Source organism: Shinella zoogloeoides (assembly GCF_020883495.1).
In the GTDB taxonomy this organism is placed as follows: domain Bacteria; phylum Pseudomonadota; class Alphaproteobacteria; order Rhizobiales; family Rhizobiaceae; genus Shinella; species Shinella zoogloeoides.
In genome coordinates, this window is record NZ_CP086610.1 from 1,077,088 (window position 1) to 1,095,322 (window position 18,235).

The following is an 18,235-nucleotide window of genomic DNA, read 5'->3' on the forward strand; positions in this document are numbered from 1 at the left end:
CACAAGGGGGGAGATCGGATGGAGCAGCGCTTTGCTCCTCTTTGAGGCATCTGTCTGAGTGCGGTTCGCGCCTCTTGCCGATCTCCCCCCTTGTGGGGGAGATGCCCGGTAGGGCAGAGGGGGGTATCCCCCAGGCACCCCCTACAACGTGTTCGCCAGCCGAACGAACTCTTCCACGCTCAACGTCTCCGCCCGCCGCTGCGGATCGATCTCCGCCTTTGCCAGCAAAGCCTCCCCCCCAAGCGACTTCACACTCTGGCGCAGCATCTTGCGGCGCTGGCCGAAAGCGGCGTGGGTCACACGCTCCAGCGCGCTCACATCGCAGGGCAGCGGATTGGCGACCGGCTCCAGATGCACCACCGAGGATGTCACCTTCGGCGGCGGCGTGAAGGCCTGCGGCGGCACGTCGAAGGCCATGCGGGCATGGGTACGCCAGCCGCAGAGCACACCGAGCCGGCCGTAATGGTCGTCGTTCTCCTCGGCGACGATGCGTAGTCCCACCTCGCGCTGGAACATCAGCGTCAGCGATTCCCAGAAGGGCGGCCAGGTCTTCGGCAGTAGCCAGTTAACGAGAAGCTGCGTGCCGACATTGTAGGGCAGGTTGGCGATGATGCGCACGGGCTCCCCCGGCGCCAGCGCCTCGAAATCCACCTTCAGCGCATCGCCTTCGATAACGGTCAGCCGGCCCGGATAGTGCTTGGAAACCTCCGCCAGCGCCGGCAGGCAGCGGGCGTCACGCTCGATTGCGATCACGCGCTTTGCGCCGAGCGCCAGGATGGCGCGCGTCAGGCCGCCGGGGCCGGGGCCGACCTCGATCACCGTATGGTTCCCGATGGGGCCGGCGGTGCGGGCGATCTTCTGCGTGAGGTTGAGGTCGAGCAGGAAGTTCTGGCCGAGCGCCTTCTTCGCGTCGAGACCGTGCCGCTGGATGACGTCGCGCAGGGGCGGAAGTCCGTCGAGTGCCGCCATCAGCGAGCCTCCCTTGCAATCCGCTCGTGGGCGGTAAGTTCGTGGGCGAGCCGCAGGGCGGCCAGCAGGCTGTCGGGCCTTGCAACGCCCTTGCCGGCCAGCGCGAAGGCCGTGCCATGGTCCGGCGAGGTGCGGATGAAGGGCAGGCCCAACGTGGCATTGACGGAATCGTCGAAGCCGAGCGCCTTGGCCGGGATCAGCGCCTGATCGTGGTACATGCAGAGCGCGACGTCATAGGTGGCGCGGGCGGCATCGTGGAACATCGTGTCCGCCGGAAGCGGGCCGACCGCATCGATACCGGCCGCCTTCAGCCGTTCGACGGCGGGGCGCACGATGGCGTCGTCCTCCAGCCCCAGCGCACCGCCTTCGCCGGCATGCGGATTGAGCCCGGCAAGGGCAAGGCGGGGCCGGGATATGCCGAAACGCTCGCGCAGATCCCGCTCGGTGATCGTCGCCGTCTCGAAGACGAGGTCTTCCGTCAGGGCGGCCGGAACATCCTTCAGCGGGATATGGATCGTGACAGGCACGGCGCGCAGCTTCGGTCCGGCCAGCAACATGACGGGCAGCAGGGAAGCCTGACCCGTTGCCCTGGCTGCGAGGTCCGCAAGAAATTCGGTATGGCCGGGGAAATTGAAACCGGCATCGTAGAGCACCGCCTTGGCGATCGGGTTCGTCACCACGGCGGCGGTGCGGCCTGCCATGGTGAGCGCGACGGCCTTCTCGATGGCGCCGGTGACGGCGGCGGCATTGCCGGAGTCGGGCGCGCCCGCGGTAACCGGGACGCTGCAATCGGAAGCAAGAACGGGGATGGCAGCGGAAAACACGGCATTTGCCGTTTCCGGCTCGGCCGCGGCAATCGTCACCGGAAGGCCGAGGGCGGCCGCGCGGTCGCGGAGGACCTGTGCATCACCGATGAAGAGAAAAGGGGGGAGGGAAAGCGTCTTGCGGGCCGACCAGAGGGCCAGCGCGATGTCAGGCCCGATCCCTGCCGGATCGCCCATGGTGAGCGCCAGCGGCGGAGTATTCGTCGTCGTCATGAGGCCCTGCCGCTTGGTGAGAAGCGCCCCGCGAACGGGGCGCCATGGGTCAGCGTTCGGTGATCGTCGCCTTCTTGCGCAGCTCGGCGACGTATTTCTTGCTGTTGGCGTCTTCCTCGCCACCCTTTGCCTTGGCAAGGTCCTCGGCACGGAAGACCATTTCGGCGGCGACGTCGTCGTTCACTTCGCGCTGCTTGCAGATCGCCAGATATTCGACGCCGCGCTCGGTGACGCGCGTGCCTGTCGTCTGGCCCTTGGCCTTCTCGATCAGCGGCTTCCAGTCTTCCGGCATTTGCGGCGCCAGGACGCGGCCGAGGTCGCGGATCGAAACGTCGTGCATCGTCGCGGCGAAAGCCTTGGCCTGGTCGCAGCCGGGGAATTTGGAACGGGACGCTTCCGCTTCCGCCTTGCGCTTGCCGAGAATGGCGTTACGGCGCTTTTCCGGGACGACGAAGATGACCTGCTTGAGGAAATATTCGGTCGTCACCGGCTTCTTGCCACCGTTTTCCTGCATGCGTTCGACAAGGCTCTTGCCGTTGGCTTCACGACCGAAGCGCGCGTTGACGACGCGGGGCCAGCTCATCTGGAGGGCGATGAATTGCTTGAAATGATCGGGGCCGACGCCGGCCTGGTTCAGGACCTTGGCGAGCTGCTCGGTGGACATCTTGTTGGACGAGGCGAAGCGCGCATAGGCGGCATCGACCTCCGCCGTGCTGACGGAGGCGCGCTGCTTGAGGATTTCGGCGCGCTTCAGCGTGTCCTCGATCAACTGCTCACGGGCGACGCTGCGCAGATTGCCCTTGGCGCGCTGCAGCTTGAGGAAGTTGACGCGGCGTTCGAGATCGCCGCTGGTGATCGGCGTGTTGTTGACGACCGCGACGACCGAGCTTGCGGCCTGCACGCTGCCTGCCGGGACGGTGATCGTCACCGCTGCTGCCAGCGCGACACCCATCATCATGGCGCGCATCGGAGATTGTCTGCCCATCATGCCAGTCCCTCTTTCAAATCCATCTTGCATCGGTGTGCCTGCCGCGCGATATCGTCGACCGAACGCGCGAGGCGGCAGGCGCTTTGTCCCGATGTGCATAATACATGCGGCCAAACGATGACAAGAGCAGCTTGCGGGCCTGTCAGAAGCCCGTAAGCGTCGTGTCGCCGATCTGGATGTCGCCGAGCGTGCGGAACATCAGGCGCGCGCCGATCGACCAGTCGTTCGCCTGGCTGCTCGATTTGTCTCGCGTCTGCTCGTAGACGATCGAGAAGACGGTGTCGCGATCGTCATAGGAAAGACCTACGCCGTTGCGCGAAACGATGTGGTTGCCGATGTCGTAGGTGACGGAGCCGAAGACGGACCAGTAGTCGTGGAACTTGAGGGCGGCAGCGCCCTGAATTTCGCTGGACGTATCCGCCAGGCCGTAGCGCGGCTGGGCGCCGATGCGCGTATAGATGATCTCGGTCTCGAAGCTGTCGCCGTTGAAGCGCAGCGAGGTATCGTTGCGGCGCAGCGAAAGGTCGTCCTTGTCCAGCCGTGCGCTAGTGGCGAAGGAGATGCCGTTCGGCAGGTCGATGCCGGTCATGCCGACATAGTCGGATGCATCGGTTTCCAGGCCGGAATCCGAGCCGGCATTCACGAGATCCGCGGTCGCGAAGGAGTTTACGCCGCCAAGGTGGAAGGACTGGCCAACGATGCTGCGCAGAAGCACGCCGTTGTCGAAGGTGCCGGTATAGCGCACGCCGAGATTGGCGCGCGTGCCGCCTTCGATCCGGTCGAAGCCGGAGAACTTGTCACGCTCGAAGAGGTTGGTGGCGTCGAAGACGAAGCTTTGCGCATCCTCGTTCGGCAGGCCGCCGGCATGATCCTCGTCGGGGCGTGCATAAATCTGCGCGATCGGTTCGAAGAGATGCGTGCTGTAATCCGTCGTCACGAGGACCGGGTAGCGGGCTTCCAGGCCCGCCGTCAGCATGGAGCGGGTCGCACTGTCATCGGACACGAAGGAGCTGGTATAGCCGACCGGCGGGCGCATATCGAGCCTATGAACGTCGCCGCGTGCGGCGAGCATCGGTGTCAGGACCAGACCGCCGGGCACGATGAACTGGCGCTTCCATTCCACTTCGCTCGTCAGCCGCGTCATGCTGCCTTCGAGGCCGCGGAAGCGGTCGACGCCGTACGCTGTGGTGTAGGTGTCGGGGAGGTCGCGATCGGTATTGGTGATATTCGTCGTGACGCTGAGTTCACCGCCGAGCACCGGCTGGGGAACAATATATTCGTGGTCGAGCGTCTGAACGATAGCCTGCTGGCGTTCCGCCTTGTCCTCGGGGTCGGCGTCCTGGACGTCGAAGTAGAAGGCGCGCAGATCGAAACTGTTGCGGCGGCCAAGGCCGGAAAGATAGCCCTGGTTGACGTTGGTTCGAGCGTCGAAGCCCTTGATTTCATAGGTGCGCGAGAAGTTGTTGTCGCTCTGCGCCATCACCTTCCAGCCGAAGGTCCAGCGCGGATTGATCTGGAAATTGCCGGTTGAGGCGACCATGCCGCGGAAGCCGTCTTCTTCCCAGTCGCTCGTATGCTCCGTGAAATCTTCCGCATTCATCTGCCGGATGCCGGCGGCGCGCAGCGTGGCCTGACCGTTATGGAAGCGCTTGCGGAACTCCCCTTCCATCAGGAAGCCCTGGTTCGTCAGGACGGTCGGCGACAGCGTGGCGTCCATGTCGGGCGCAATGGCGATGTAATAGGGGGTCGTCACGCCGAAGCCGAGCTTCTGCGTCATGCTGAACTGCGGGAAGAGGAAGCCGGTCTTCCGCTTGACGGTGTGGTCCGGCACCTCGATCACCGGAATATAGGCGATCGGCTTGCCGAACATCTCGAAGCGGGCGCGCTCGAGGCGGATCGTCTTGGTGCGGCCGTTCTGCACGACGCGCTCGGCCTTGACTTCCCATATGCCGCGATGGGTCGGGTCGGTGGCGCAGGGCGTACAGGCGGTATAGACGGCGTGGTTGAGGATCATCTCCTCTTCGTTGACGCGCTCGCCGCTGGTGGCGGCAAGCTTCGTCAAGTCGGTCGTCTCGATGCGCAGGGCATTGATGAAGCCGTTGGCGAAATCGTCCGACATATCCATCTCGTCGCCGTAGATGCGATTGCCGGTGGGTTCGACGAATTCGATATTGCCGCGCGCCTTCAGCCGGCCCGTCTTCTGGTCGTAGATGACCTCGCGGGCGACGAGCTTGTAGCCGCCGTAATCGATCTGCACGGCACCGCGGGCGACGACTGTCTCGTTGTCATTGTTATAGACGAGTTCATTGGCCGCGAGCAGCAGCTTGCTGTCCTCGGGAATGTTCGGCTGCAGCGTCGAGCTGTCGACGGCCTGCGCATATGCGGGAAGGGAGAATGCGGGCATGAGGGCGCACGTGGCCGCACCTGCAAGCAGGGCGGCTTTCAACCACCGATTCTTTTTGCGGTCGCCTGCCGCCACTAGCCGTCCTCCTGATGCAGAAGAATCGTTGCCCCCAGAGACATTGCGACGACCACTGGGAGCCAGGCCGCAACGAACGGAGGAACAACACCGCTGCTTCCGAATGCCTTCACAAGCACGGTGACGACATAAAGCATGAAGCCCGAAAGGATTCCACCCAGAATCACCGCACGCGATTGATTAAACCGACTAAATTTTAAGGATACACAGGCTGCGATCAGGGTCATCGCAACCAGGAGCAGCGGCAGCGAAAGCATGGAATGGAACTGCGTTTCCATCGCATTCGTCGGGAAGCCGAAGGATCTTGCGGCCTCTATCTTCCGGCCAAGGTCGAAAAAGGCAATGCTTTCAGGCTTTTCAAGGCTCTCCTGAACGAACTCCCGTTTCAGGTTGGTACGAAGCTGTACCTCATCGAGACGAACGGGCAATTCGCCGGTGCGCGTCTCGTGCACATTCTTAAGAAGCCAGTAACCATCTTCCAAAGTGGCCGAGGCGGCATCCTGCCGAAGCACGATCCGGCTGTCGGAATCGAAGTGGATGACGGAGACGTTCACAAGCCGCGTTCCATCGTCGAGAACCGCCTTCGCGCCGATGATCGCCTCGTCCTTGCCGTAGATCTGGCGGATCCACGGAACGGCGTTTTCCGACCGGGCGCCGCTTGTCGCGCCCCAGGAGGTTTCGAATTCCTGCGCCTTCCGGCTGCCCCAGGCCGCGAGCGGATTGAGCACGAGCACCGCGAGCACGCCGAACAGGAAGGCGCCGGCAACGAAGGGCCGCAGGAACTGCCAGACGGAAATGCCCGCCGCGCGCGTGACGACCAGTTCGTAGCGCCGGTTCAGCGAGATAAGAGCCGCCATGCCGGCAAAAAGCGCGACGAAGGGCACGGTCTGCATCATGATCATGGGAATGCGCAGCGCCGTCACCAGCAGGCCGGTGGACAGCGTATAGCCGGGCAGGGAGCCGATGCGGTTCGACATCTCGCTGAAGTCGATGATGAAGATCAGCGCGAAGATGCCGAGCAGAAACCAGACCGTGGTGACGACGTAGCGGCGGAAGAAATAAAGTCCGAGCGTGCGAATCATGGCTTGCCGCTCCCGCCCGCGGAGGCCGGTCCGGCCTTCCTGAAGCGCGCAAGCAGGCGCTCGCGCTGCTCGCGGAGGCGATCGCCGAGCGTTGCCGGAATATCGAGGCTCTTGTTGCGCGTGAGATAGCGGACGGCGAGCGCCGCGGTGAGGATCGGGATAAGATACATGATCGGTATGAAATAGACGGACTTTTCGGCGCTGTTGGATGCGTAGAAGCTTGCCCAGCGCACGAAGAGCGCCGTCAGCAGCGCGGTGACCATGGGATGCATGCGCGCTTCGCGGTGCGAGCGCGCATCGCCACTGACGACGAGCGCGATCAGGCCGAAGACGATCGGGAACAGCCATTCGGTGAAGCGGCGGTGCAGCTCGGCGGTGAAGGAGCCCGGATTGCTCTTGAGCTGCGGATCGTTGGGATCCGGGTTGAAGAGGTAGGGCAGGTCGCGGTCCTTGGCGCGGATATTCGCGCTACCGCTGCTCTGGGTGAGGTCGGCGAGGTCGAAGGCGTAGGATTCGAACTTGATGATGGAGACGTTGCCGTCCGGCAGCTTGCGGTGCACCTCGCCGTCCTTCATCACCAGCGCCGAGGATTTCTCGTCCACCGCGCCCTCGCGGGCGTAATAGACCATTTCGAAACGCGGATCGCGGTTGTCGGCGACGAAGATGCCGTGCAGCACGCCGCCGCCCCGCCGTTCCGCCACCTGTACATAAAGACCGTCGGCGACCTTGCGGAAGGTGTTTTCCTGCACGACGGAAGAGAGCATGTCGGCATTAGCCGTCGCGATCATCTTGCGCACGGCCATGCGGGAATAGGGCTCGACGAAATTGTCGACGGCGAAGGAGACGAGGCTCATCGCCACGGCGAGGACCATGATCGGCCGGATGATGGTCGAGCGCGAACTGCCGGCCGAGTTCAGCACCGTCAGCTCCGAATCGGCGTTCATGACGGTGAGCGTCTGCGATACGCCGATGACGAGCGCGAAGGGCAGGATGATCGGGATGACGGAGGGCAGGATCAGCGTCGCCAGTTTCAGGAAGGCGAAGATCGACTGGCCGCTGTCGGTGACGAGATTGATGCTGGTGAGCGCCTGCGTGACCCACACGATGCCGAGCAGCGGCAGCAATGTCGCGATGAACATGAGCGACGCCCGCCGCAGGATATAGCGCTCGATCAGTTTCATCGTTTGGTCCGTGTTTCCGACGGGCTATTGCCGCTGCGGGTCATGACGCCATCGGTTTTGCCATGGCCATATAAGCTTTCTTCAGGCTGACGCCAGAGCCAAGAGTCTCCGCCCCGATGGAAAATTTATGACGAACAAGCGTGGCTAACGATCTCTAAACAAGCCGGCGCATCTTGCCAAGCGCTGTAAAAGCGACAAGGAATTGATGCGACCGGCGCAATTCCGGCGGGGCGTAGAGAGGCTCCGGGTCCGGTATTGCCTGGAAAATTGAGAGGGGCGTTTTCGCTTTTCCGAGGAAAAGCGCGATACGCCCGTGGCCTTCGCGGCCGAACGAAAGGCCGCAAGGCCCCTATGCGGAGTAAGACATGACTTCCAGATCCGACATCGGTTTTGCCAAGACGGCCCGCGTTTCGGGTGGCCTTGCGATCCTTCTCCAGGTTGCCGGCGGCGAGGCTGCGGGCCTTGGAGACCTCGATCCGGAAGGGATCGTCGGCCGGGCGGCCGGCGTTGCGAAATTCACCGGCAAGGCGCTGAAGAGCCTCGATGTGCTGGCGCCGCACGGTGCGCCGGCGGACCGCATCGTCGTGCTTGGCCTTGGCGAGGCGGACAGGCTGACGGCCCATGACTGGCTGAAGGCCGGCGGCGCCGCCGCCGCGAAGATCGGCCGCGCCGAGAAGGTCGCGATCTATCTCGATGCGCCGGGCGTTACCCTCACGGCGCGCAATGCCGCCGATTTCGCCCTCGGCATGCAGCTCGGCGCCTACAGCTTCGACACTTACAAGACGAAGAAGGCCGATGACGACGAGGCGAAGAACGGCAAGAACGTGAAGGTGACGATCGTCACGGCCGCCGCCGCGGCGGCCAAGAAGGCGAACGACGTCTCGGATGCGGTTGCCGCCGGCGTGATTCTCGCCCGCAACCTCGTCAACGAACCGGCCAATGTGCTCGGCCCGGTCGAGTTCGCCGACAAGGCCAAGGCGCTGGAAAAGCTCGGCGTCGAGGTGGATATCCTCACCGAGCGCGAGATGAAGAAGCTCGGCATGGCCGCGCTGCTCGGCGTCGCTCAAGGCTCCGTGCGTCCGCCGCGCCTTGCGGTCATGCAGTGGAAGGGCGGCAGGGAGAAGGACCGGCCCATCGCCTTCATCGGCAAGGGCGTCGTCTTCGATACCGGCGGCATCTCCATCAAGCCGGCGGCCGGTATGGAGGACATGAAGGGCGACATGGGCGGTGCGGCCGCCGTCATCGGCCTCATGCACACGCTCGCCGCGCGCAAGGCCAAGGCCAATGTCGTCGGCATCCTCGGCCTCGTGGAAAACATGCCGGACGGCAACGCCCAGCGCCCCGGCGACATCGTGAAATCCATGTCCGGCCAGACTATCGAGGTCATCAACACGGATGCCGAAGGCCGCCTCGTGCTCTGCGATGCGCTCTGGTACTGCAACGAGACCTTCAAGCCGCAGTTCATGGTGAATCTGGCGACGCTGACCGGCGCGATCATGGTCGCGCTCGGCAGCCATCATGCCGGCCTCTTCTCCAACGACGATACGCTGGCCGCGCGCCTTACCGCCGCCGGCCTCGTCACCAGCGAGCGTCTGTGGCGCATGCCGCTCGGCCGAGAATACGACAAGATGATCGACAGCAAGTTCGCCGACATGAAGAATACCGGCGGCCGCTATGCCGGCTCGATCACCGCCGCGCAGTTCCTGCAGCGCTTCGTCAAGGATACGCCCTGGGCGCATCTCGATATCGCGGGAACGGCGATGGGCTCGCCCACCGACGAGATCAACCGGTCCTGGGGTTCCGGCTTCGGCGTGCGCCTGCTCGACGAGCTGGTGCGGGCGAACTACGAAGGGTGATGGAAGGGTGAGCGAAGTCCTCTTCTACCACCTGACGGAATCCAAGCTCGAAGACGCGCTGCCGCCGCTGCTCGACAAGAGCCTCGAACGCGGCTGGCGCGTCGTCGTGCAGGCGGGGGATGCCGAGCGCCGCGACGCGCTCGACACGCATCTCTGGACCTTCCGTGAGGACAGCTTCCTGCCGCACGGCACGGACGAGCAGGCGTTCCCGGCCGAGCAGCCCGTGCTCCTGACGACGACGCCGGACAACCCGAACGCCGCCACCGTCCGCTTCCTCGTCGCTGGCGCCGAACCGCCGCCGCTCGAGGCCTACGAGCGCGTGATCTTCATGTTCGACGGCTACGATCAGGCCGAGGTGGAGACCGCGCGCGGGCACTGGAAGCGCCTGAAAGGCGAGGGGCATCAGCTGACCTACTGGCAGCAGAACGGCGACGGGCGCTGGATGAAGAAGGCGTAACGGCGGAGCGCGGCCCGATTGTTCGCACAAGACCGCTCCCGCCTGCGACAGGGCGCGCGCGACGGTCTCCGTCAAGCGTACAAGGGCGTTTTCGCGACTTGCATGCCCTGTCGCGAAACTTTGATTTGAATCGGGATTTTGCGACAAGGGTTCGGGGGTATTCATGCGGGAGATTATCTTCGCCATCATCGCCTTAGTCTCGCTTTCCCTGGCTGGAAATGCAGGCGCACAGTCTTGGCAGAAAGCCGATCCTGCAGCTTCCGGCTGGTCTGTCGATGGGTTGGAGGCAGCTCAGGACTATGCCGCCACCCTGAAGCCTACGGCCGTCATGGTGGTGCAGGATGGCAAGGTGATCGCCAGTTGGGGGGATGTATCCCGTAAGGTAAATGTCGCTTCCGTCCGCAAGAGCCTGCTAAGCGCGCTTTACGGGATCGCGGTTTCGGACGGCCGTATCGATCTCGCCAGCAGACTTGCCGATCTCGGCATTGACGACAAGCGTCCGGTCCTCACGGCGGCCGAGAAGCAGGCGACCGTGCGCGACCTGCTCATGGCACGATCGGGAATCTACCACGGCGCTGCCTATGAAACTGCCGATATTCGCCAGAAGCGTCCGGAGCGCGGCAGTCACGCCCCCGGCTCGTTCTGGTTCTACAACAATTGGGATTTCAACGCGCTCGGCACGATCTACCGACAGCAGACCGGAGAGGATATTTTCCAGAGTTTCGCGCAGCGCATCGCCAGGCCGATCGGTATGGAAGACTTTTCGGCGCATGACGGAAGTTATTCCCTCGAAAAATCATCGGTCCATCCGGCCTATCCCTTCGCCATGAGCGCTCGCGATCTTGCGCGTTTCGGACAGCTTTTCCTCAATGGCGGCCAGTGGAATGGCCAGCAGATTGTTCCCGCCGCTTGGGTGCGGGAATCGACCACGGCGCTGTCGCAGCCATCCGACCACAATAGCGGTTACGGTTATATGTGGTGGACGCTGCGCAGCGATCATTGGGGGCAGGGCGGTGCGTTCAATGCCGGCTATGGCGGACAGGTCGTTGCCTATGTGCCGGAAAAGCGGCTCGTGATCGTGCAGACCGTGGACCCGGGCCAGAACAGGCGCGGCATCGAAATGCGAGATTTCTTCCAACTCATGCGCAAGATCGCCGCGGCCGCGCCGCGATGAGCGATCACTCGTCGCGAAACCCTAAAGTCCGCGAGGCCTGAATTGTCATCTGTTCTCCAGCAAAAGTTCCGTCGCAAAATAGGAGCTTTGCGACGGAATGTACGCCCGTTTCGGGTAGGCAAGAAGCCCCGCCCTCAATCGTAAAACGCTTCCACGAACTTGCGCCGCCCCAGCATGAACGCATCGGCGACATGGCGCAGCGGGGCGAGGTCGACGTCGGACTGGCCGGCTTTTACGATCTCGGCGAAGCGTCTGTAGAGCATCGGATATTCCTGCTCCGGCTCGTCATGCACCAGCTTACCGTCGATGGAGAGTTTTGCGCCGCCTTCCGACAGCACCATCTCGCCGGCATCCGTCTTCGCGACGATGTCCCAGCTCTGCTTGCCGGTCTGGCGCCAGTCGAATTCGGCGGCAAGGTCGAGGCCCTTCGCGTCGGAGAAGGTCATTGCGGCGGCGATGGGGGCGTCGCGGTTTTCCGGGAATTCCAGCGTCGCGGCGGTGATGAAGGCCGGGCGCGGCAGGATGTGGGTGACGATGGAGAGCGCGTTGATGCCCGGATCGAACACGCCGAGGCCGCCGGCCTGCCAGATCCATTCCTGATTCGGGTGCCAGTGGCGCACGTCTTCCTTCCAGATCACCCGCATGGAGCGGATCGTCGTGCCGGCGAGGAAGGTCTTCGCGGCCTCGACGGCCGGCGCATAGCGCGAATGCCAGCTTGCGAAGAGCGACAGGCCCCTGGCGGCGGCGAGCGCCTCGAGGTCGGCGACCTCGGAAAGCGTTGCGCCCGGCGGCTTTTCGAGAAAGACGTGCTTGCCGGCGGAAAGCGCCTTCTCGGCGGCCTCGTAGCGATATTGCGGCGGCATGCAGAGCGAGACGGCGTCGATGGCCGGCACGGCGGCCAGCATCTCGTCGATGGACTTGAAATTGTCGATGCCGTCGACCGTGCCGTGGCGGCTGGCGGCGGCGATCAGCCTGTAATCGCCGTTCTTCGCGACGGCCGGAAGATGCTGGTCGCGCACGATCTTGCCGACGCCGACGATTGCGAGATTGATCGGTGACATGTCTCCACCCTCATTTGTATGATAAATCGGACGCTGTTGTAGCAGAACCTTCGGCGGCGGCAAGGCCGCCTTTGCGCGGCGCGTTGCCTATCGTTTGTGCAATTGCCCGAAAGCCGTATTCGTCTTTCGTCTAATGCGGGCGCTGAGGCCGGGAAAACCGGGCTTCAGACTTGAAACCAGCCTTGAAATCGGCACTCTGGCTGTGCTTGGCACCAAACCAATAACACGCCACGCGGGGAGGAGTTCTCATGAAGACGCTGCTGGTTTTCAGCCGGCTGATCGATGCTGTCACGGAAAATATCGGCAAGGCCGTCGGCTGGCTGATCCTGATCGCCGTCCTTGTCAGCGCCGGAAACGCCATCGTCCGGAAGGTTTTCAACACGTCGTCGAATGCCTGGCTCGAGGCGCAATGGTATCTGTTCGGGGGCGCCTTCATGCTGGCCGCCGCCTATACGCTGGCCCAGAACGAGCATATCCGCATCGACGTCGTCTACGGCAAGTTCTCCCGCCGGGTGCAGCACTGGATCGACCTCCTCGGCCATTGCCTGTTTCTCATGCCCTTCGTGCTGCTGATGGTCTATTTCCTCGTGCCCTATGTGACGATGTCCTTCCGCTCGGGTGAGGTTTCGTCCAGCGCCGGCGGCCTGATCGTCTGGCCGGCCAAGGCCATCCTGCTCGGCGGCTTCGTTCTTCTCGCCTTCCAGGGCGTATCGGAGATCATCAAGAAGATCGCCATCATGCGTGGCGATATGGAGGATCCGACGCCTTACGTGCCGGCCCATGCCCCGCTCGACACCGTTGTCGCAGAGGAGAAGGGCGCATGATCGAGTTCATTGCGGAAAACCTCGCGCCGATCATGTTCATGTCGCTGATCGTGTTCCTGCTGCTCGGCTATCCGGTGGCATTCGCGCTCGCGGCGAACGGCCTGCTCTTCTTCGTCATCGGCGTGGAGCTTGCGCCGCTGTCCGATTCGATCAACCTCTCCTGGCCGCTGCTTAACGCCATGCCGGAACGGCTATGGGGGGTGATGTCGAACGACACATTGCTCGCCATCCCGTTCTTCACATTCATGGGGATCGTGCTCGAACGCTCGGGCATGGCCGAAGACCTGCTCGACACGATCGGCCAGCTCTTCGGTCCCATCCGCGGCGGCCTTGCCTATGCGGTCATCTTCGTCGGCGCGCTGCTGGCGGCCACGACGGGTGTCGTCGCGGCCTCGGTCATCGCCATGGGCCTCATCTCCCTGCCGATCATGCTGCGCTACGGCTATGACCGGTCGATCGCCTCGGGCGTCATCGCCGCCTCCGGCACGCTCGCGCAGATCATCCCGCCCTCGCTCGTCCTCATCGTGCTTGCCGACCAGCTCGGCCGCTCGGTCGGCGACATGTATGCCGGCGCGCTCATCCCGGGCCTCGTGCTGACGGGCCTCTACATGGGCTACATCCTGCTGATGACCTTCCTGAAGCGGGATTCCATGCCGGCGCTGCCGCTGGAGGCGCGTTCGCTCGGCTCCGGCGTGACCTCGCTCGCCATCGCCCTGATCGTCGCGGCGGGCTTTGCCTATGCCGCCCATGTCTATCTCGCCCCGACCCATGGCGAGAATGCCGACATTCTCGGCGCGACCGTCGGCGTCGCCTTCATCTATGTGGTGGCGGTCGTCGACAAGGCGCTCAACATCAACATGATGTCGCGGCTTGCCCAGCAGGTCATCATCGTGCTCATCCCGCCGCTGGCGCTGATCTTCCTCGTGCTCGGCACCATCTTCCTCGGCATCGCGACGCCCACGGAGGGCGGGGCCATGGGCGCGGTCGGCGCGCTCGCCATGGCGGCCGCCAAGGGGCGGCTCAACATGGAGGTGATCCGCGCGGCGCTCACCTCCACGACGCGTCTTTCGGCCTTCGTGCTCTTCATCCTCATCGGCGCGCGCGTCTTCTCGCTCACCTTCTACGGCGTGAACGGGCATCTGTGGGTGGAGCACCTTCTGGTCTCCATGCCGGGCGGCGAGACGGGCTTCCTGATCGCGGTGAACGTGCTGGTCTTCTTCCTGGCGTTCTTCCTCGATTTCTTCGAGCTTGCCTTCATCATCGTGCCGCTGCTGGCGCCGGCCGCCGACAAGCTCGGCATCGACCTCATCTGGTTCGGCGTGCTGCTCGGCATCAACATGCAGACGAGCTTCATGCATCCGCCCTTCGGCTTCGCGTTGTTCTACCTGCGCTCGGTCGCGGCCAAGGTGCCCTATCTCGACAGGGTGACGGGCAAGATGACCGCGCCGGTGACGACGGGGCAGATCTATTGGGGCGCGGTGCCCTTCGTCGGCATCCAGATCCTTATGGTGGCGCTGACCATTCTCTTCCCGGGCATGGTCATGCACTACAAGGGCGAGGGCACCGGCATCGATCCGGCGACCATCAAGATCGAGGTTCCGGGCTTCGGCGCCGACGGCGGTCTTCCGGGGCTGGGCCTGCCCGATGACGGCGGCCTCGGCCTGCCGGGCGGCCTGCAGCTTCCCGCCGGCAATCCGCTGGAGGGCGGCGAGAAGCCCGCCGAGGGTGGAGCCGAAAAGCCCGCCACGGATCTCTCCACGCCGCCGTCCTTCAACTGAGGACGGCAGGAACCGCATGAAGAAGGGCCGGCGCAAGCCGGCCCTTTTGCGTTCGAAGGGCCGACGCCGGACAAGCAAAAAATCCCAAGAAAAAACCCCGGGGCAGCGATGCCCCGGGGTTTTCCGTTCCGTCCCGGATGATTGCTTACAGCTTGCCGGCGCGCTGCTGGAGCATCATGAAGGTGTCGTAGTTGTATTCGGCGATCTGGGCGTTCAGGTAGTAGTCGCCGCGGAAGGCCTTGATCGAGTCCCAGATCTTCTTGAAGGTCGGGTTGGCGGCTTCCATCTCGGCATAGACCGCGTTGGAGGCGTCGAAGGACGCTTCCAGGATTTCCTTGCTGAACGGGCGAAGCTGGGTGCCGTTGGCCACCAGACGGCGCAGTGCCGGAGGGTTGAGCCAGTCGTAGGCCTGCAGCATGTTCGCGTCGGCCGCCTGGCAGGCCGTGCGCAACAGCGACTGGTAGGTCTTCGGCAGGCCTTCATAGGCCGCCTTGTTGAACATGGCATGCACCGTCGGGCCGCCTTCCCACCAGCCGGGATAGTAGTAGTAGGGCGCGACCTTGTAGAAGCCGAGCTTCTCGTCGTCATAGGGGCCGACCCATTCGGCGGCGTCGATGGTGCCCTTTTCGAGCGCGGGATAGATGTCGCCGCCGGGAATCTGCTGCGGCACGACGCCGAGGCGCTCCATGACCTTGCCGGCAAAGCCGCCGATGCGCATCTTCAGGCCCTGCATGTCGGCGACGGTCTTGATTTCCTTACGGAACCAGCCGCCCATCTGCACGCCCGTATTGCCGCCGGGGAAGCCGACGAGGCCTTGCGTCGCGAGGAATTCGTTGAAGAGGTCGATACCGCCGCCATGGTACTGCCAGGCGTTCATGCCGCGCGCGTTGAGCGCGAAGGGCACGGCCGCGCCGAGCGCCCAGACCGGGTCCTTGCCCCAGTAATAGTAGGAAACCGTATGGGCGGCTTCCACCGTGCCGGCTGCCGCCGCATCGGCGGCCTGAAGGCCCGGAACGATCTCGCCGGCGGCGAAGACCTGGATCTGGAAGTTGCCGTCGGTCGCCTCGGAAACGTATTTCGACAGCACTTCCGCGCCGCCATAGATGGTGTCGAGCGACTTGGGGAACGACGAGGCGAGGCGCCAGTTGATCTTCGGGGCGCTCTGCGCCAGCGCCGGGGCGGCGAGCACCGTGGCGGCCGCGCCACCGACGCCGGCCACACCGGCTTTCTTGATGAATGAACGACGATCCATAGTTTCCTCCCAATGGCGGACGGATGTCATCATCCGCCCTCGTGTCATCACGCGGGAGCTAAGCATGGCGGGGAGGGCGTTTCAAGCCGAGGGAACCAACATCCGGGAAGGCTCCCCTACGACTTTCGTCGTAAGGGTTTCCATTTGCTATCCGCCTGTTTTTTGAGCGTTTATCGAGGATGGGCGCGGCCGGTCAGCCGGCCATCGCCTCTTCGTATTCGGCCGAAAGCTCCAGCCACTGGTCCTCGGCTTCGCTCAGCTTGTCGACGGCCATGGAGCGCATCTTCGCCTTCTCCGCGGCCTTGGCCGGGTTCTTCTCGTAGAGCGCGGGATCTGCGAGTTCCGCATCAAGAAGCTGAATCTGCTTGTGCAGTTTTGCCGTCAAGGATTCGATTTCGCTGATCTTTTTCTTCAGCGGAGCGAATTGCGCGCGCCGGTCGGCATTGGCCTTGCGCAGCTCCGCCTTGTTGGCCTCGCCGCCGGCCGAGGCGGGCTTGTCCTTCTCGTCCTTCTTGCCGGACTGGACGATGAGGCTGCGATATTCCTCCATGTCGCCGTCGAACGATTTCACGGTGCCGTTGTTGACCAGCCAGAGCCGGTCCACCGTCGCCTCGATCAGGTGGCGGTCATGCGAGATGAGGATGACCGCGCCCTCATAATCGTTCAGCGCCTCGATCAGCGCGCGGCGGCTGTCGATATCCAGATGGTTCGTCGGCTCGTCGAGGATGAGCAGGTTCGGCGCGTCGAAGGCCGCAAGGCCCATCAACAGGCGTGCCTTCTCGCCGCCGGAAAGGTCTTTTGCAGCGGTCGACATCTTCTCCGTCGCAAGGCCCATCTGGGCGACGCGGGCGCGCACCTTGGCTTCCGGCGCTTCCGGCATCAGCCGGCGCACATGCTCGACGGGCGACTGGTCGGGAATGAGGTCGTCGAGCTGGTGCTGGGCGAAGAAGCCGATCTTCAGCCCCGGCGCACGCTTGACGGCACCCGCCTCGGCTTCCAGCCGGCCGGAGATGAACTTGGCGAAGGTCGACTTGCCGTTGCCGTTCGAGCCGAGCAGCGCGATGCGGTCGTCATTGTCGATCCTGAGGTTGATCTGCTTGAGGATCGGCTTGCCCGGCGCATAGCCGACCGCGCCGCCCTCGATGGCGATGATCGGCGAGGCGGGCTGCTTTTCCGGCTCCGGAAAGGTGATCGGCTGCACATGCGTCTCGACCACGGCCGCGACCGTGCCCATGCGCTCCAGCGCCTTCACACGGCTCTGCGCCTGCTTGGCCTTGGTGGCCTTGGCCTTGAAGCGGTCGATGAAGCTTTGCAGGTGTTTGCGCGCGGCCTCGTTCTTGGCCTTCGCCTTCATCTGCAATTCGTCGGCCTCGGCCTTCTGGCGCTCGAACTGGTCGTAGGAGCCGCGATAGAAGGTCAGCTTCTGCTGGTCGAGATGCACGATGGCGTTGACGGCGGTGTTCAGCAGGTCTCGGTCGTGGCTGATGACGATGACGGTGTGCGGATAGCGCCGCACATAGTCTTCCAGCCAGAGCGTGCCTTCGAGGTCGAGATAGTTGGTCGGCTCGTCGAGCAGCAGCAGGTCCGGCTCGGAGAACAGCACAGCCGCCAGCGCCACGCGCATGCGCCAGCCGCCGGAAAAGCTTTTCGCCGGGCGCTGCTGGGCCTCATGGTCGAAGCCGAGGCCGGCAAGGATGCTCGCCGCGCGCGCTTCGGCCGAATGCGCGCCGATATCGGTCAGCCGCGTCTGGATTTCTGCGATGCGGTGCGGGTCGCTCGCCGTCTCGGCTTCCTTGAGGAGGCTCGCGCGCTCCTTGTCGGCGGCAAGCACGATCTCGATCAGGGATTCGTCCGTGCCCGGCGCTTCCTGCGCGACCTGGCCGATGCGCGCGTTCTTCGGCAGCGAAATGGTGCCGGCTTCCGAGGCGAGCTGGCCGGTGATGACGCGGAACAGCGTGGACTTGCCGGTGCCGTTGCGGCCGACAAGACCCACTTTCACGCCGCTCGGCAGCGAAAGGGAGGCGTTATCGATGAGGAGACGCCCGGCAACGCGGGCGGTGAGGCCGGAAATCGTGATCATGCCGGCTCTATAGAGCA

Annotated in this window: 14 protein-coding genes; 5 read left to right on the forward strand and 9 right to left on the reverse strand. The window is 63.9% G+C overall.

Annotation, left to right across the window (positions count from 1 at the left end):
• Positions 1–141 precede the first annotated feature (141 nt).
• From rsmA to lptF, 6 genes are all read right to left on the reverse strand, one after another.
• Positions 142–969: a 16S rRNA (adenine(1518)-N(6)/adenine(1519)-N(6))-dimethyltransferase RsmA gene (gene rsmA, locus K8M09_RS05345; protein ID WP_160784923.1), complete on the reverse strand. Its 828-nt coding sequence runs from the start codon at positions 967–969 to the stop codon at positions 142–144.
• A complete protein-coding gene (pdxA, locus tag K8M09_RS05350; RefSeq protein WP_160784922.1) occupies positions 969–2,006 on the reverse strand; it encodes a 4-hydroxythreonine-4-phosphate dehydrogenase PdxA in 1,038 nt (345 codons plus the stop codon). Before pdxA ends, rsmA begins: the two co-directional genes overlap by 1 nt.
• Before the next feature lie 49 nt (positions 2,007–2,055).
• Positions 2,056–2,994, reverse strand: coding sequence for a SurA N-terminal domain-containing protein (locus tag K8M09_RS05355; RefSeq protein ID WP_160784921.1), 939 nt, complete (start codon positions 2,992–2,994; stop codon positions 2,056–2,058).
• A gap of 142 nt (positions 2,995–3,136) precedes the next feature.
• Complete coding sequence (locus tag K8M09_RS05360; RefSeq protein WP_160784920.1) at positions 3,137–5,473, reverse strand: LPS-assembly protein LptD; 2,337 nt, start codon at positions 5,471–5,473, stop codon at positions 3,137–3,139.
• Positions 5,473–6,555, reverse strand: coding sequence for an LPS export ABC transporter permease LptG (lptG, locus tag K8M09_RS05365; RefSeq protein WP_160784919.1), 1,083 nt, complete (start codon positions 6,553–6,555; stop codon positions 5,473–5,475). The genes K8M09_RS05360 and lptG overlap by 1 nt, the downstream gene beginning before the upstream one ends.
• Positions 6,552–7,736, reverse strand: a complete 1,185-nt coding sequence (gene lptF, locus K8M09_RS05370) for an LPS export ABC transporter permease LptF (RefSeq protein ID WP_160784918.1) — start codon at positions 7,734–7,736, stop codon at positions 6,552–6,554. Before lptF ends, lptG begins: the two co-directional genes overlap by 4 nt.
• A gap of 365 nt (positions 7,737–8,101) precedes the next feature.
• Here lptF and K8M09_RS05375 point away from each other — a divergent pair, with 365 nt between their 5' ends.
• The 3 genes from K8M09_RS05375 (at position 8,102) to K8M09_RS05385 (ending at position 11,223) form a co-directional block, all read left to right on the forward strand.
• The gene (locus K8M09_RS05375) at positions 8,102–9,592 is read left to right on the forward strand and encodes a leucyl aminopeptidase (protein WP_160784917.1); all 1,491 of its coding nucleotides are present in this window, start codon (positions 8,102–8,104) and stop codon (positions 9,590–9,592) included.
• A gap of 7 nt (positions 9,593–9,599) precedes the next feature.
• The gene (locus K8M09_RS05380; RefSeq protein WP_160784916.1) at positions 9,600–10,049 is read left to right on the forward strand and encodes a DNA polymerase III subunit chi; all 450 of its coding nucleotides are present in this window, start codon (positions 9,600–9,602) and stop codon (positions 10,047–10,049) included.
• Positions 10,050–10,212: 163 nt separating this feature from the next.
• Complete coding sequence (locus K8M09_RS05385) at positions 10,213–11,223, forward strand: serine hydrolase domain-containing protein (RefSeq protein WP_160784915.1); 1,011 nt, start codon at positions 10,213–10,215, stop codon at positions 11,221–11,223.
• A gap of 134 nt (positions 11,224–11,357) precedes the next feature.
• Here the strand turns inward: K8M09_RS05385 and K8M09_RS05390 are convergent, their stop codons facing one another.
• Positions 11,358–12,284 (reverse strand): Gfo/Idh/MocA family protein, encoded by a 927-nt coding sequence (locus K8M09_RS05390; RefSeq protein ID WP_160784914.1) that lies wholly within the window; start codon positions 12,282–12,284, stop codon positions 11,358–11,360.
• A gap of 248 nt (positions 12,285–12,532) precedes the next feature.
• Here K8M09_RS05390 and K8M09_RS05395 point away from each other — a divergent pair, with 248 nt between their 5' ends.
• Both K8M09_RS05395 and K8M09_RS05400 read left to right on the forward strand, forming a co-directional pair.
• Positions 12,533–13,108 carry a TRAP transporter small permease subunit gene (locus tag K8M09_RS05395; RefSeq protein WP_160784913.1) on the forward strand — a complete coding sequence of 192 codons (576 nt, stop codon included), beginning with the start codon at positions 12,533–12,535 and terminating at the stop codon, positions 13,106–13,108.
• A complete protein-coding gene (locus K8M09_RS05400; RefSeq protein WP_160784912.1) occupies positions 13,105–14,886 on the forward strand; it encodes a TRAP transporter large permease in 1,782 nt (593 codons plus the stop codon). Before K8M09_RS05395 ends, K8M09_RS05400 begins: the two co-directional genes overlap by 4 nt.
• Before the next feature lie 145 nt (positions 14,887–15,031).
• Here the strand turns inward: K8M09_RS05400 and K8M09_RS05405 are convergent, their stop codons facing one another.
• Together K8M09_RS05405 and K8M09_RS05410 are read right to left on the reverse strand one after the other, a co-directional pair.
• On the reverse strand, positions 15,032–16,138 hold the full coding sequence (locus tag K8M09_RS05405; protein ID WP_160784911.1) for a TRAP transporter substrate-binding protein: 1,107 nt from the start codon (positions 16,136–16,138) through the stop codon (positions 15,032–15,034).
• A 193-nt stretch (positions 16,139–16,331) separates the two neighbouring features.
• Positions 16,332–18,218: an ABC-F family ATP-binding cassette domain-containing protein gene (locus K8M09_RS05410; RefSeq protein ID WP_160784910.1), complete on the reverse strand. Its 1,887-nt coding sequence runs from the start codon at positions 18,216–18,218 to the stop codon at positions 16,332–16,334.
• Positions 18,219–18,235 lie beyond the last annotated feature (17 nt).